Origin of the sequence: Ancylobacter sp. Lp-2 (genome assembly GCF_020523795.1) — a bacterium.
Classification (GTDB): Bacteria; Pseudomonadota; Alphaproteobacteria; order Rhizobiales; family Xanthobacteraceae; genus Ancylobacter.
In genome coordinates, this window is the sequence record NZ_JAJALI010000002.1 from 1 (window position 1) to 15,051 (window position 15,051).

At 67.9% G+C, this 15,051-nt stretch carries 12 protein-coding genes and 1 pseudogene; 7 read left to right on the forward strand and 6 right to left on the reverse strand.

Annotation, left to right across the window (positions count from 1 at the left end; genetic code table 11):
* Nucleotides 1-98, forward strand: a pseudogene (locus tag LGR54_RS25970) (2-hydroxy-3-oxopropionate reductase); the annotation flags it as partial.
* 51 nt (nucleotides 99-149) lie between these two features.
* Here LGR54_RS25970 and fghA read toward each other — a convergent pair.
* Entirely contained in the window at nucleotides 150-986 is an 837-nt protein-coding gene (gene fghA, locus LGR54_RS04645; RefSeq protein ID WP_230361467.1) for an S-formylglutathione hydrolase, read from the reverse strand.
* A gap of 11 nt (nucleotides 987-997) precedes the next feature.
* A complete protein-coding gene (locus LGR54_RS04650; protein ID WP_230360814.1) occupies nucleotides 998-2,125 on the reverse strand; it encodes an S-(hydroxymethyl)glutathione dehydrogenase/class III alcohol dehydrogenase in 1,128 nt (375 codons plus the stop codon).
* A gap of 383 nt (nucleotides 2,126-2,508) precedes the next feature.
* On the opposite strand from LGR54_RS04650, the gene LGR54_RS04655 reads away from it, so the two are divergent.
* From LGR54_RS04655 to LGR54_RS04680, 6 genes are all read left to right on the forward strand, one after another.
* The gene (locus tag LGR54_RS04655; RefSeq protein WP_230360815.1) at nucleotides 2,509-3,021 is read left to right on the forward strand and encodes an RNA polymerase sigma factor; all 513 of its coding nucleotides are present in this window, start codon (nucleotides 2,509-2,511) and stop codon (nucleotides 3,019-3,021) included.
* Nucleotides 3,022-3,079: 58 nt separating this feature from the next.
* Nucleotides 3,080-4,072 carry a FecR family protein gene (locus LGR54_RS04660; protein ID WP_230360816.1) on the forward strand — a complete coding sequence of 331 codons (993 nt, stop codon included), beginning with the start codon at nucleotides 3,080-3,082 and terminating at the stop codon, nucleotides 4,070-4,072.
* Between the two features lie 125 nt (nucleotides 4,073-4,197).
* Nucleotides 4,198-6,651, forward strand: coding sequence for a TonB-dependent siderophore receptor (locus LGR54_RS04665; protein WP_230360817.1), 2,454 nt, complete (start codon nucleotides 4,198-4,200; stop codon nucleotides 6,649-6,651).
* Nucleotides 6,648-7,574 carry an iron-siderophore ABC transporter substrate-binding protein gene (locus tag LGR54_RS04670; protein ID WP_230360818.1) on the forward strand — a complete coding sequence of 309 codons (927 nt, stop codon included), beginning with the start codon at nucleotides 6,648-6,650 and terminating at the stop codon, nucleotides 7,572-7,574. Before LGR54_RS04665 ends, LGR54_RS04670 begins: the two co-directional genes overlap by 4 nt.
* Nucleotides 7,567-9,612 (forward strand): Fe(3+)-hydroxamate ABC transporter permease FhuB, encoded by a 2,046-nt coding sequence (gene fhuB, locus LGR54_RS04675; protein ID WP_230360819.1) that lies wholly within the window; start codon nucleotides 7,567-7,569, stop codon nucleotides 9,610-9,612. The genes LGR54_RS04670 and fhuB overlap by 8 nt, the downstream gene beginning before the upstream one ends.
* Nucleotides 9,609-10,460 carry an alpha/beta hydrolase gene (locus LGR54_RS04680; protein ID WP_230360820.1) on the forward strand — a complete coding sequence of 284 codons (852 nt, stop codon included), beginning with the start codon at nucleotides 9,609-9,611 and terminating at the stop codon, nucleotides 10,458-10,460. The genes fhuB and LGR54_RS04680 overlap by 4 nt, the downstream gene beginning before the upstream one ends.
* Before the next feature lie 54 nt (nucleotides 10,461-10,514).
* On the opposite strand, the gene LGR54_RS04685 is transcribed toward LGR54_RS04680, so the two are convergent.
* The 4 genes from LGR54_RS04685 to LGR54_RS04700 all read right to left on the reverse strand — a co-directional run bounded on the left by LGR54_RS04685 (nucleotide 10,515) and on the right by LGR54_RS04700 (nucleotide 14,949).
* The gene (locus LGR54_RS04685; protein ID WP_230360821.1) at nucleotides 10,515-11,702 is read right to left on the reverse strand and encodes an amino acid ABC transporter permease; all 1,188 of its coding nucleotides are present in this window, start codon (nucleotides 11,700-11,702) and stop codon (nucleotides 10,515-10,517) included.
* Nucleotides 11,703-11,705: 3 nt separating this feature from the next.
* Nucleotides 11,706-12,854: an amino acid ABC transporter permease gene (locus LGR54_RS04690; RefSeq protein WP_230360822.1), complete on the reverse strand. Its 1,149-nt coding sequence runs from the start codon at nucleotides 12,852-12,854 to the stop codon at nucleotides 11,706-11,708.
* Nucleotides 12,855-12,863: 9 nt separating this feature from the next.
* Nucleotides 12,864-13,910 carry an amino acid ABC transporter substrate-binding protein gene (locus LGR54_RS04695; RefSeq protein WP_230360823.1) on the reverse strand — a complete coding sequence of 349 codons (1,047 nt, stop codon included), beginning with the start codon at nucleotides 13,908-13,910 and terminating at the stop codon, nucleotides 12,864-12,866.
* Nucleotides 13,911-14,007: 97 nt separating this feature from the next.
* Nucleotides 14,008-14,949 carry an aminotransferase class IV gene (locus LGR54_RS04700; RefSeq protein WP_230360824.1) on the reverse strand — a complete coding sequence of 314 codons (942 nt, stop codon included), beginning with the start codon at nucleotides 14,947-14,949 and terminating at the stop codon, nucleotides 14,008-14,010.
* Nucleotides 14,950-15,051 lie beyond the last annotated feature (102 nt).

The window sequence follows — 15,051 nt, forward strand, 5'->3', positions numbered from 1 at the left end:
GCGCGGTGGCGGCGCAGGGCGGGGCGGCGCTCGATCACTCGGCGCTGGTCAAGGCGCTCGAGCTGCTCGCCGGCCATGCCGTCGCGCCGGATGCGTGAGGCGCGTCACTGCCGGCGGCGCAGAACCGCCGCCGGCAGTCTCGTCGGTTTCTACAGACCCAGCCGCTTGGCGTGCCAGGCGATGTGGTCGGCCATGAAGGTCGAGATGAAGTAGTAGGAGTGGTCGTAGCCCTCGCGCAGGTTCAGCGCGAGCGGAATGCCGGCCGCCTTGCAGGCATCGGCAAGGATCTCCGGACGCAGGCCGGTCTTGAGGAACGGGTCAGCGGCGCCCTGGTCGACCAGCAGCTCCGGGAAGCGCTTGCCGTCCTCGATCAGCGCCACAGCGTCATAGCTGCGCCAGGCCAGCTCGTCCTTGCCGAGATATTTCTCCAGCGCCGGCCGCGACCAGTCCGCCGTCGAGGGCTGCACGATCGGCGCGAAGGCCGAGCAGCTCTTGAAGCGGTCTGGGTGCTTCAGCGCGATGGTCAGCGCGCCGTGCCCGCCCATGGAATGGCCGAAAATGCCCTGCCGGGCCATGTCGGCGGGAAACTCGGCGGCGATCAGCGCCGTCAGCTCCTCGACGATGTAGGAATACATCTTGTAGTTCGCGGCATAGGGCTCCTGCGTCGCGTCGACATAGAAGCCGGCGCCGGAGCCGAACTGCCAGTTGTCCGGCTCGTCCGGCACGGTCTCGCCGCGCGGGCTGGTGTCGGGCGCGACGATGATGACGCCGTGCCGGGCGGCGGCGGCGCGGTACTCACCCTTTTCCATGACATTGGCATGGGTGCAGGTGAGGCCGGACAGATACCACAGCACCGGCACCGGGCCACTGGCCGCCTGCGGCGGCACGAACACCGCGAAGGTCATCGGCGTGCCCGTGATCTTGGAATCGTGCCGGTAGACCCCCTGCACGCCGCCATGCGACTTCGCCTTGGAGACGGTCTCCATCGCCCCGGCCATCAGTAGATCACCACCGAGCGGATCGACTTGCCCTCATGCATCAGGTCGAAGGCGGTGTTGATCTCGTCGAGCGGCATGGTGTGGGTGATCAGGTCGTCGATGTTGATCTTGCCCTCCATGTACCAGTCGACGATCTTCGGCACGTCGGTGCGCCCGCGCGCGCCGCCGAACGCCGAGCCGCGCCAGTTGCGGCCGGTGACCAGCTGGAACGGGCGGGTGGAGATTTCCGCCCCGGCCGGCGCCACGCCGATGACGATGGAGGTGCCCCAGCCGCGATGGCAGGCTTCCAGCGCCTGGCGCATCACGTTGACGTTGCCGGTGCAGTCGAAGGTGAAGTCGGCGCCGCCATCGGTGAGGTCCTGGATCGCCTGCACCACCTTGTCGTTGCCGACCTCGAGCGGGTTGATGAAGTCGGTCATGCCGAACTTCCTGGCCATCTCGACCTTGGCCGGATTGATGTCGACGCCGATGATCTTGTCGGCGCCGACCATGCGGGCGCCCTGGATCACGTTCAGCCCGATGCCGCCGAGGCCGAACACCACGACATTGGCGCCCGGCCACACCTTGCCGGTGTAGACCACCGCGCCGATGCCGGTGGTGACGCCGCAGCCGATGTAGCAGATCTTGTCGAAGGGCGCGTCCTCGCGCACCTTGGCGAGCGCGATCTCCGGCAGCACGGTGAAGTTCGAGAAGGTCGAGCAGCCCATATAGTGGAAGATCTCGCCGCCTTGGCCGCCTGTCCGCTCGCAGGAGAAGCGCGTGGTGCGGTCGGGCATCAGGCCCTGGCCCTGGGTGGCGCGGATCGAGGTGCACAGGTTCGAGCGCTGCGACAGGCAGGTTTTGCACTGCCGGCATTCCGGCGTGTAGAGCGGGATGACGTGGTCGCCGACCTTCAGCGAGGTGACGCCGGCGCCGACCTCGCGCACGATGCCTGCGCCCTCATGGCCGAGGATCGCCGGGAACTTGCCCTCCGAATCGAGCCCGTCCAGCGTGTAGGCGTCGGTGTGGCACACACCTGTCGCCATGATCTCGACCAGCACCTCGCCGGGCTTGGGGCCGCCGATCTCGATGGTCTCGATGGTGAGCGGCTTCTTGGCTTCCCAGGCGACGGCGGCGCGCGACTTCATGGAGCGGTTTCTTTCTCTTCGCGATGGCAGGGCGACATATGTCGATCAACGCCCCTTGATAGGGGATGTCGGCCCCATCATCCATCCCCGACGCGCGGCCCGCCCACATGCCGAAGGTGCGCCATGTCCGCGCGGTCGGGAGGCGCGGCCGGAAGCCCGGATGCCGGCACTTAAACCGTTCGAGGTCGTCCGCAGACCTCCGATCGTCGGCTGACAGGCCTTCCGCACCGGTGGCCGGACTTCCGAGGAGAAGCTACAGATCAGAATAATTATAAAATAGCGTCCGCAGGCACTTTTTATAGCCGTTACAACGTTTGTCCGGCGATCTTACTTCGGGTTTCCTCCCATGTTAGAGGTCGATCCCATACGTATTCGTGATGCGGATGGCGGGTGCCGATTTCATGCAGCCAGACCTGTCGCTCGTCTTCTCTGCGCATGGGACCGAGCTGAGGCGCTACCTCAATCGCCGGCTGGGCGATCAGCACATGGCGAGTGACCTCGTGCAGGACACATTCGTCCGTGTCATCGAGCGGCCGGAGACCCGCGTCCAGGATTTCCGCGCCTATCTCTATACCGTCGCGCGCAATCTGCTGCTCAACCACCTGAAGCAGGAAGCCCGCCGGCGCACCGACGTCGTCGCGCCGGAGGCGTTCGGCGAGATCGCCGCCGACCAGCCGACCCCCGAGGACGCCGTCGATTCCCGTCTGCAGCTCGAGCGCATCCACCTGCTGGTGCAGGAGATGCCGCGCCGCACGCAGCAGATCTTCGTGCTGAACCGCATCGACGGTCTCACCCATGCCGAGGTCGCCCAGCGCCTCGGCCTCTCGGAAAGCGCGGTGCAGAAGCATCTCGCCATGGCCATCGCCCATATGACGCGGCGCCTGCGGGCCCGCTGAGGCGATTTTTACGGTCGTACCCCCATTCGGTTGTCGTATAGGGCGGGTGCGACATGTCATGGAACGAGCCGTGAGCGAGAGCGGGCAATATGCGGAGGATGTCGAGCAGCGGGCTGCCGAATGGGTGGCACGGCTGGATGGCTCGCCGCTGAGCGATGGGGAGAAGGGAGCCCTGCGCGCCTGGCTCGGCGCAGACCCCGAGCATCGCGCCGCCTTCGAGGAGGCGAGCGCCACCTGGCGCGAGCTCGGCGCCCTGCGGCACGATCCCGGTCCGCTGCGGACGGTGCTGACGCCGCCGCGGCAGGCCTCCGCCGCGCGCAAGGCGGTGCGGATCGGCGCGCTGGTCGGGCTATTGGTGCTCGCCGCCGGCGCGGCCCGCTTCCAGTTCGGCGATCCCTGGCTGATGCTGGCGGCCGACTACCGCACCGCGCCGGGCGAATTGCGCACGATTTCGCTGCCGGACGGCAGCACGGTCGAACTCGGTCCCTCCAGCGCCATCGCGCTCGCCTATGGCGAGGACGAGCGCCGGGTGCGGCTGCTGGTGGGAGAGGCGTTCTTCACCGTCGCGCCGCGTGCCGGCGACGAATCCCGCCCCTTCGTCGCCGAGGCTGCCGGCGGTACCACTACCGCGCTCGGCACCAAATTCGTGATCGAGGAGAGCGGCGACGCTGCCGACGTGCTGGCCGTCGAGCATCAGGTGGAGGTCGCCTCCGGCGCCGCGACGCGCGACGGCGTCGTGCTGTCACCCGGTCAGGAGGTGCGCTACCGCAGCGACGGGCGCATCGGCCGCATCCGTACCCGCGACATCGCGACGGCGACGGCGTGGCGGCGGGGGATGCTGGTGTTCAATGGCGCCCGGCTCGGCCATGTGGTGGAGACGCTCAATCGCTACCGCCGCGGCCGTATCGTCATTCTTGAAACCGAACTGGCGCAGCGCCGGGTCAGCGGCGTGTTCCCGACCAGCGACCTCGACGACGCGATCGACACCATCACCACCGAGCTGGGCATCGGGTCGCGTTCGATTTATCCATTGATCACAGTGCTTTACTGAAAAAGTTCAGAAATCGTGAACTTTTTTTACGGTCACGGGTCCGTGAGTTGTCTTCCTTCCTGCGAGCCCGCGCGAGCGGGCGGCCGTGCCCTGCGCACGATCTGGGATGTGAGGAAGGACGATCCATGAGGCTCGGGGTGACTAGCGACGCGCGGCGTCTGCGGCGGCATTATCTTGGCGGTACGGCGTGTCAGGCCCTGGCCCTCGGCCTCGTGGCGACCGCGCTTGGCGTATCGATGTCGCCGGCCCTCGCTCAGGCCCAGACCCAGCCGGCGGCGAGCGTCGCTCCGGCCCGCATCGCCTTCGACATTCCCGCGCAGGACCTCAACGGCGCCGTTCTTTCCTTCGCGCAGAAGGCCGGCGTGCGGGTGTTCTTCGATACCGCGAAGTTCGGCGGCCGGCGCTCCTCGGCCGTCTCGGGCAGCATGAGCCCGCCGCAGGCGCTGGAGGCGCTGCTGCGCGGCACCGGCCTGACCTATCGCTTCACCGCGCCGAACCGCGTCACCATCGTCGATCCGGCCGCCACGACGGCGACCTCCGGCGAGACGGTCGGCATCGAGCTCGATACCATCGCGGTGCAGGGCTCGGGCGACGGCACGGTCGGCTATGTCGCCACCCGCAGCACCGCCGGCACCAAGACCGACACGCCGCTCCTCGAGACGCCGCAATCGGTTTCGGTCGTCACCCGCCAGGAACTCGACGACCGCAACGTGCAGTCGCTGACCCAGGCGGTGGCCTACACCCCCGGCGTGCGCACCGGCCAGAGCGGCTACGACCCGCGCTTCGACGTGTTCACCATTCGCGGCTTCGACACCACCTATAACGGCATCTATCGCGACGGCCTGCGCTGGCCGGGCGCCAACATGTCGGTGTTCAAGATCGAGCCCTATGGCGTCGAGGACATCACCGTGCTGCGCGGCCCGTCTTCGGCGCTTTACGGTCTCGGTTCGCCCGGTGGCCTCGTCGATGTCACCTCCAAGCGCCCGACCGAGCAGGCCTTCGGCGAGGTCGAGGTGCAGGGCGGCAATTACGACTGGTGGCAGGGCCAGTTCGACATTGGCGGCCCGCTCGACAAGGACGGCACGCTGCTCTACCGCCTCACCGGCCTGTTGCGCGATGCTGGCTCGCCGAACACGCTCGGCGGCGGCGTCAACGACATGACCTATATCGCTCCGGCGCTGACCTGGAAGCCGAACGACCAGACCAAGATCACCTTCCTCGGTGAGTACCAGAAGTCCGAGACCCCGGCCTCGCTGCCCTTCTATGGCTGGGACGGCACCGGCACGGAGACCTTCAGCCGCGCGCCCGGCGACTATAACAGCCAGCCGCAGGAGCAGTGGCGCGTCGGCTATTCGGCCGAGCACGAGTTCAACGACGTCTTCACCTTCCGGCAGAACCTGCGCTACGGCAACGCCGATACCACGGTGCGCTACACCAGCCTGTACGGCATCGACCCGGACACCAATATCGGCACGCGCGGCACCGGCTATGTGCACGATATCCTCGACAGCTTCGCCGTCGACAACCAGGTGCAGGCCGACTTCGTCACCGGCGCGATCGCGCACAAGGTGCTGTTCGGCCTCGACTACACCTATCTGTCGCTGGATGGCGGCATCGGCTTCGGTACGGCGGCCGATTTCGACTTCAACACCGGGCAGCCGCTGGGCCCGACCTACGATCCCGGATTCAATTACTCCCGCTACAAGCAGACGCAGAACCAGACCGGCCTCTATATTCAGGAGCAGGCGAAGTTCGACCGCTGGATCCTGACCCTGACCGGCCGGCAGGACTGGGTCGACAGCAAGGATGACGACCTGCTGAACGACACGTCGGAAGACAATGACGACAGCGAGTTCACCGGCCGCGTCGGTCTGACCTATGTGTTCGACAACGGCATCGCGCCCTACGTCACCTATTCGACCTCCTTCGCGCCCAATCTCGGCGTCGACATCAACGGCGACGCCTTCTCTCCGACCACCTCCAAGCAGATCGAGGCGGGCGTGAAATACGCGCCCACCGGCTTCGACGGCTACTTCACCGCCGCGGTGTTCCAGATCAACCAGGAGAACGGGCTGGTCACCGACGACACCAACCCGCTCTTTCAGGTGCAGACCGCCGAGGTGCGCGCCCGCGGCTTCGAGCTCGAGGCGGTCGCCAATCTCGGCGCCGGCCTCAGGCTGCGCGGCGCTTACACCTATCTCGACCTGACCAATGTCGCCGGCGACCCGACGACGATCGGTCTGGCCCCCTCCGGCCAGCCGCAGAACGCCTTCTCGCTGTGGGCCGACTACCAGTTCCAGTCCGGTTCGAAGCTCGCCGGTCTCGGGATCGGTGCCGGCGTGCGCTACACCGGCGCCACCTGGGGTGACTCGCTCAACACCTTCGAGAACGACGCCTACACCCTCGTCGACGCCAAGCTGAGCTACGACTTCGAGTTCCTCAACCCGAAGCTCAAGGGCTGGAGCGCGCAGATCAACGCCCAGAACCTGCTCGACGAGGAATACGTCACCTGCGACGCCGGCTACTGCTATCTCGGTGCCCCGCGCACCGTGCTCGCCGGTCTGAAGTATCGCTGGTGACCGTGCCTGCGCTTGTCTCCCGCCGGGCCGTGCTGCGCGGCGGGTTCTGTCTCGGTGCGCTCGCCCACCCGCTGCTGCCGGGTGCCGGGCGCGCCGAAACGCCGGCTCGACCGCCGCACAGGATCGTTTCGCTGGATTTTGGCCTCGCCGAGACCCTGATCGAAATGGGCCTGCCGCCCATTGCGCTACCCAACCCCGGTACGTGGGCGGACTGGGTGGTCGAGCCGGCATTGCCGGCCGGCATCGTCAATCTCGGCACCGATCGCGAGCCGAATCTGGAACTGCTCGCCTCCCTGCGGCCGGATCTCATCATCACCACGCCCTATCTCGCCGGCATCCGCCGCCTGCTCGAAGGGGTGGCGCCGACCCGCGAGTTTTCCATCTACGCCCCGCCGGTCGGCCATCCCTATGACCGCAGCGTGACTGCCACCCGCGAGCTCGCCGCCATCCTCGGGCGGGAGCGGGAAGGGGAGGCGCTGATCGCCCGCGCCGAGACGACCATGGCGGCGACACGTGAGCTCCTCGTCGCGCGCGGCGTCGCGGCCCAGCCGATCATGGTGGTGAGCTTCCTCGATACTCGCCATGTCCGCGTCTACACGGCAGGTGGCCTGTTCGGCGACGTGATGGAGCGCTGCGGCCTGACCAATGGCTGGACGCGGCCGGGCAATTACTGGGGCTTCAGCACCGTCGGCATCGAGGCGCTGGCGGAAAGCCCCGCCAGCCGGCTCGTCTATCTCGAGCCGATCTCCGCCGACACGCTGGACACGCTGGCGGCGAGCCCGCTGTGGAACAGTCTGCCCTTCGCGCGGGCCGGGCAGGTCTACCGCCTGCCGGCCGTGCTGATGTTCGGCATGCTGCCCTCCGCCATGCGCTTTGCCGACCAGATGGCCCGTCTGTTCACCGGGGAGGCGGCCAATGGCTGATGTCGCCCTCGTCCAATCGCCCGTCGTCGGCGGCCTGCGTCGTCTCGGTCCAACTGGCCTCATCGTACTTCTCATCGTACTCGCCGGCTGCGCGACGATCGGCAATCTCGCCGACCAGTTGCCGGTGTCGGCGTGGTGGGCTGCGCTGGTGTCGCCGGACGTCGATTCGCCGGCGCAGATGCTGGTCGCCTACAGCTTCGCGCCCCGCCTGACGGTGAGCCTGCTCGCCGGGGCGGCGCTGGGGCTCGCCGGTGCGCTGCTGCAGCAGGTGCTGCGCAACCCCATCGCCTCTCCCACCACGCTCGGCATCGAGGCCGGCGCCAATCTCGCCTTGGCAGCGGGCCTCGTCTGGGCCCCGGCGCTGATCGGCTTCGGCCGCGAATGGGTGGCGCTCGGCGGCGGCCTTCTCGCTATCGGCCTGGTGTTGCTGCTCTCCCGGCGCAGCCATTTCGCGCCGCTGGTGGTGATCCTCGCCGGCATGGTGACCAGCCTCTATAGCGGAGCGCTCGCCGCCCTTATCTCATTGTTCAATAGTCATTATCTCGCCGGCCTGTTCCTGTGGGGAGCCGGCTCGCTGAGCCAGCAGGACTGGTCGGAGCCGGCTTTCCTCGCCCCGCGCCTCGCCGTGGCCGGCCTCGCCGCTGCCCTGTTGGTGCGGCCGCTGACGTTGCTGGGTCTCGACGATGCCAGCGCCCGCAGCCTCGGCCTGTCGCTCGCCGCCGCCCGGTTTGGCGCGCTGGTTGTGGCGGTGGCGCTTACCGCCTGCGTGGTCGCGGCGGTCGGTTGCATCGGCTTCGTCGGGCTCGCCGCGCCGGCGCTGGCCCGCATCAGCGGCGCGCGCCGGGCAGGGGGACAGATGTTCGCCTCCGCTCTCCTCGGCGCCGCGCTACTATGGGCGACCGACCAGGCGGTGCAGCTCGTCGGCGACGTCTCCGACGAGCTGCTGCCGACCGGCGCGGCCACCGCGCTGCTCGGCGCGCCGCTGCTGCTGTGGCTGGTGCCGCGCCTGCGCCTGCCGCCGCATGCGGGCGCCGGACTGCTGCCGGCGAGCGCCGATGCCGGCCGCGCCCATCCGCATAATCGACTGGTTCTACTCGGTTTTTTTGTGATTCTTGCGGTCCTCGTCTCGGGAGGCATCGGGCCCGGCCTCGACGGTTGGTCGGTGACGTGGCCCGGCGATCCGGCATCGGTTGGGGACGCATCGGTCTGGGAGATGCGGCTGGCCCGCGCGTTCGCCGCGCTGGCGGGAGGGTCGCTGCTCGCCGTGGCCGGTTGCGTGCTGCAGCGTATGACCGGCAATCCGATGGCCAGCCCCGAAGTGCTGGGGGTGAGTGCCGGTGCCGCCTGCGGGCTCACCGTGGCGCTATTCCTGCTGGCGGATTTCGGCCGGGTCGAGCAGGCGGTCGCGGCCTCGCTCGGCGCCTTTCTCGCACTGCTCGTGCTGCTGGCGCTCGGCCGCGCCTCGCGAGGGGCGCCGGAACGGGTGATCCTAGTCGGTATCGCCGTCGGCGCGTTGCTCGATGCGCTGGTGAGCGTGCTGATGGCGAGTGGCGATCCGCGCGCGGTGCTGCTGTTCAACTGGATGACCGGCTCGACCTACGGCATGACGGCGGCAACCGCCACGGCAAGCCTCGTAGCGGCCGGGCTGGTGCTGGCCCTGCTGCCCTTGCTGGCCCGCTGGCTCGACATGCTGCCGCTCGGCGAGGCGGCGGTTCGCGCCCTCGGCGTGCCGCCGGCGCTCAGCCGGACGCTGCTGCTCGTGCTCGCGGCGGTGGCGACGGCGATGGCGACGTTGCTGATCGGCCCGCTCTCCTTCGTCGGGCTGATGGCGCCGCATCTGGCGCGCCTCCTCGGCTTGCGCCGGCCCCTCGCGGAGCTTTACGGAGCCGCGCTGATTGGCGCGCTGATCATGGTGCTGGCTGATTTCACCGGCCGCGTGGTCGCCTTTCCCTGGCAGATGCCGGCGGGCCTCGTCGCCTCGATGATCGGCGCGCCGGTCTTCCTCTGGCTCCTGTCCCGCAAGCAGAGTGCGTCATGAACCCCACCTCCATTCCCGATACCGTCACCTTCGACATCGCCCCGGCGGCGGGCGGCGAACCCTGGCGCATCTTCCTCTATCGCCCGCCCGGCGAGGCGCCGGAGGGCGGCTGGCCGGTGATGTACTATCTCGACGCCAATGCGGTCGCCGGCACGGCGGCGGATATCATGCGGGTGCAGGCGGCCTGGCCGCTCGCCACCGGCCTCGACTGGGGCGTGATGGTCGGCATCGGTTATCCCGTCGAGGGGCCTTATGACGGCATCAGGCGCTCCTGGGATTTGGCGCCGCCGCCCGGCCAGGCCTACCCGCCGTTCACGCCGGACGGGCCGGAAGTGCGCACCGGCGGCGCCGATCACTTCCTTGCCTTCATCGAGGACGAGTTGAAGCCGGAGATCGCCCGTCGTGTCCCGGTCGATTCGGCCCGGCAGGCGATCCTCGGCCATTCCTTCGGCGGTCTGTTCGTGCTGCACACCCTGTTCCGCAAGCCGGAGGCGTTCTCCCGCTGGATCGCGGCTAGTCCCGCCGTGTGGTGGGAGGGGGGCGGCGTCGTGAAGGCCGCCGAGACCTTCATCGCCGAAGGCCGTGAGGCGAACGGGCGGGCGCTGCTGATCGTCGGCGAATACGAGCAGGCGCTCGCGCCGTTCCAGGTCGGGGCGGAGGACGAGGCGAAGCGTGTCGCCGCCTTCGAGGACAGCCGCATCGTCGACAATACCCGGCTGATGGCCGAGCGCCTCGCGGAGGTGAAGGGGGTCGGCGCCGACTATGTGCTGCTGCCGGGCGAGACGCACATGTCCGTGCTGCCCGCCAGCCTCAACCTCGGCATCCGCTTCGCCTTCGGCCGGGGATGATGTGCGGGGGGACGGGGCGGCCCGGAACGCGTGCCGCCCCGACGACCGCTCGGCTCAATGGCTGGCGCTGCGGATGCGGCGCTCGATCCGCAGGCTGAGCAGCGACATGGCATAGCAGCAGATGAAGAAGACCAGCGCGGCGAAGGCGTAGCCCTCCCGGCCGAGGCCGAGCCAGTTCGGGTCCTTGATCGACTGGCCGACCACGCCGAGCAGATCGAACAGGCCGATGATCGACACCAGCGTGGTGTCCTTGAACAGGTCGATCACCGTGTTGACGATGCCGGGCACCACCAGCCGGAACGCCTGCGGCAGCACGATTAGCCGGTGCGCGCCCCAGAAGCCGAGGCCGATCGCCGCCGCCGCCTCGTACTGGCCCTTGGGGATGCCCTGCAGGCCGGCGCGGATGATCTCGGCGAAATAGGCGGCGACGAACAGCGACAGGCCGATGATCGCCCGCACCAGCCGGTCGAAGGTGACGCCCTCCGGCAGGAACATCGGCAGCATCACCATCGCCATGAACAGCACGGTGAGCAGCGGCACGCCGCGCAGCACCTCGATGAAGGCGGTGCAACTCCAACGGATCACCGACAGCTGCGAGCGCCGGCCCATGGCGAGCACGACGCCGAGCGGCAAGGCCAGCACCACCGTGGCGAAGGTGAGGATGATGTTGAGCGACAGTCCGCCCCACTGGTCGGTCGGCACGAAGGGCAGGCCGAACACGCCGCCGATCAGCAGCACGGTGGCGATGGCCGGGCACAGCGTGACCAGAAGCAGCACCGACAGCGCCCGGTGCGGATTGCGCGACCACAGCGACAGCGCCGCGAAGCCGGCGAGGAGCGCCAGTGCGATGTCGACCCGCCAGCGCTCGGCCGGCGTGTAGCGGCCATAGGCGAACTGTTCCAGCCGGTCGGCGATGAAGGCCCAGCAGGCCCCAGCGCCGCAGACGCTGCGATTGGAGCCGTCGAAAACGGCGTCGAGAAACGCCCAACGGAACAAAGGCGGCAAAGCGAAGCCGAGCAGCAGCAAGGTGAGCACGCTGAGCGTGCCCATCAGCGGCGATGAGAACAGATTGGTGCGCAGCCAGCGGCGCGTCCTCGCTGTGGCGGTCGCGCGGCGCTTGGCTACTGCGCTCGCCTCTCTGTTCGCGGCCGCATTGGAAGTGATCGCGCCGTTCAGGGGCGCATCGACGAGGGGCGAACTCTCGATCGTGCTGGTGCCGGCGACAGCGATCTTCTCGGTCATGGCTCAGCGCTCCTTCAGCGCGACGCGCTCGTTCAGCTGCGCGAGAGCGGCGGAGGCGGCGAGGTTGATGATCAGGAACACGCCCATCACGATCACCATCACCTCGATGGCGCGGCCGGACTGGTTGAGCACCGTGCCGGCGAAGATCTGCACGATCTCGGGATAGGCGATGGCGGCGCCGAGCGAGGAGCTCTTGATCAGGTTGAGATATTGGTTGGTCAGCTGCGGGATCATCAGCCGCAGTGCCTGTGGCAGCACCACCAGGCGCAGCGTCAGCCAGGAGCTCAGCCCGAGGCTGTTCGCCGCCTCGACCTGTCCCTTGCCGATGGCTTCCACCGAGGCCCGCACGATCTCGGCGACGAAGGCGGCGGTGTAGAGCGACAGGCCCGCCCAAAGCGCCACCAGCTCCGGCGGCAGCACCATGCCGCCGGCAAAGTTGAAGCCCTTCAGAGCCGGCAGGCTCCAGCCCTTCAGGCTGAAGGCAAGGGCGATGAGCAGCACCGGCGGGACCAGCCAGAGCAGGCTGCTCCGGCGCGGGTGCAACGGAAGGTAGCGGCGGGCCAGAGGTGCCAGCGCGAGGCTGAGAAAGAAGGTAATGAGGAGCAGGCTGCTCCACGAACCGCCGATCGGCGCCGGCAGGAACAGGCCGCGAATGTTGAGAAAGGCGACGTCGCCGAAGGACAGGCTCTGGCGGGCTTGCGGCAACACTTGCAGCACGCCGACATACCAGAACACGATCTGCAGCAGCTGCGGCGTGTTGCGCACCAGCTCGACGATGGCGCCGGAAACGGTGGACAGCAGCCAGTTCTGCGAAAGCCGCATCACCCCGAGCCCGAGGCCGACGACGGTGGAGGTGACGACGCCCATGGCCGAGACCAGCAGCGTGTTGGCGAAGGCGGTCACCAGCGCCATGAAATAGGTATCGGTCGGGCCGAAGGACAGGATCTGGAACGGCATGCTGAAGCCGGCCGGGCTTCCGAGGAAGCCGAAGTCGAGCTGCATGCTGCGGCGGGCGAGATTGCTGGCGGCGTTCTGCGCGAACCAGGCGATGACGAGCCCCCCGATAAGGAGAGCCACGCCCTGCATCAGCAGGGCGTGGGAGGCTTTCATCGGCCAGAGCGAAGAGCCGCCCTTACGCGACTTTCCGGCCATGCGCGGATCTCAACGGAACGGCAGCGGGTAGTGCAGGCCGCCCTGGTTCCAGAGATTGTTGATGCCGCGCGGCAGGCCGAGCGCCTTGGGGCCGAAATAGGCGTCGTAGATCTGGCCGTAATTGCCGACCGACTTGATCGCCCGATAGAACGCCTCGTTGTCGAGGCCGAGCTTTTTGCCGAAATCGCCTTCAAGGCCGAGCAGGCGGCGCACGAAGGGATCGCTCGAGCTCTTCTTCTCGTCGACATTCTCCTTGGTGATGCCGAATTCCTCGGCGGTCTTCAGGCCGGCATCGACCCAGAAGACGATGTCCGACCAGCGATAATCGCCGTCGCGGGTGTGGAGGCCGAGCGGTTCCTTGGAGATCACGTCCGGCAGGATCACCCAATCGTCCGGCACCTTCATGGTCGAGCGGGCGGCGGCGAGCGAGCCGGTATCGTCGGAATAGCCGTCGCAGCGTCCGCTCTCGGCGGCGGCGAAGGCTTCCTCGGACTTCTCGAACAGCAGCGAGTTGATGGTGGTGCCCTTGGAGCGGGCGAAGTCGGCGATGTTGAGCTCCAGTGTCGCGCCGGTGAGCATGCACATGGTGGCGCCGTTGAGCTCGGCCGCCGAGTTCACGCCGAGGCTCTTGCGCACCATGAAGCCCTGGCCGGCATAGAAGTTCACCGCCACCTCGGTGAGGCCGAGATCGATGTCGCGGGCGAAGGTGAGGGTAGAATCGCGCACCAGCACGTCGATTTCGCCGGATTGCAGCACGGTGAAGCGTACCTTGGCGGTGGTGCCGACATATTTCACCTTGGCCGGATCACCCAGCACCGCCGCTGCCAGCGCCTTGCAATAGTCGACGTCGAAGCCTTTCCAGACGCCGCTGGCGTCCTGGAAGGCAAAGCCGGGAATGCCGGCATCGACGCCGCAATTCAGCTCGCCGCGCTTCTTGATCGCCTCGACGGTGGGGCCGGGGGCCGGGATGCTCTGGGCCATCGCGGAGGCGCTGACCAGAACGCTGCCGGCGAATAATGCCAGGGTCTTGAGAAGAGTACGGCGGGCTTTCGTCACGGCGACAATCCTCTGGAAGGTTGGAAAGGTCTTGTTTCTTGGGAAGGTTCCTTGAAAGGCGTTCTTGAGGGCGTGGTTCCGGCTCGGTGCCGGGAGATCAGACCGTGGTGTAATCGACCGGCTCGCCGTGCCAGCCGGCCTTGCGCTTCTCCCAATAGGTCTCGCGCAGCTTCTGGGTGAGCGGGCCGGGACGGTCGTTGTTGAGGATGCGCCCGTCGAGCCGGCTGACGCCGATCGGGCCGCCGGCGGTGGAGGACACCAGGATCTCGTCGGCGTCGCGCAGTTCCTCGAGGCTGACGTCGCGCACCTCGCAGGGCAGGCCGAGTTCGGCACAGAGTTCGATCACCGACATCCGAGTGATGCCGCCGAGCACGTTGCGGTCGGGCGTAGCGACCACGCCGTTGGTGATGCAGAAAACGTTGTAGCCCGGCCCCTCGGTGACGTTGCCGGCGGCGTCGAGCAGGATCGGGTTGTCGGCGCCCTGCGCATCCGCCTCGAACAGCGCCGCGGTCATGTCGGCCCAGTGGAAGTTCTTCGCCCGGGCATTGACCGAGGCCTCGGGAATGCGCGGCGTCGAGGCGATGACCATGTGGGCACCGCGCTCGATGATCTCCGGCTTCATCAGCCAGATGAACGGGATGGCATAGGCGATGAGATAGGGGCGGGCGTTCTTCGGGTGATATTGCGTGCCCGGCGCCGGGCGCCCGCGCACGCAGTCCATCGCCACATAGGCTTCGCGCAGGCCGGCGAGGGCCACCAGCTTGTGCAGGATAGCGCGGATCTCGTCGTCGCTCTCGGTCGGGATGAGGTGCGAGAACTCCATCGAGGCGCGGAAGCGCTTCAGATGGTCGTCGAGGCGGAAGAACGTCCCGTCCCAGACGCTCACCACGTCATAGACCACGTCCGAGCGGCGATAGCCCCAGTCGGTGACTGGGATGCGCGCCTCGCTCAGCGGCATGAACGCGCCATCCATATAGGCGGCGCCGGCGGCGAAGGCGGAGGTGTCGGAGACCGTCGGGGACTGGATCGGGAGGTTCATGTCGCGGTCCGTTTCGCACGAGGGTTGACGTCGCCGGCCCGGACGCCACGCGACATCGCGGGCGCCGTTGCCCGGCGGCAGCAGCGGAAAATGCGGGAGCTT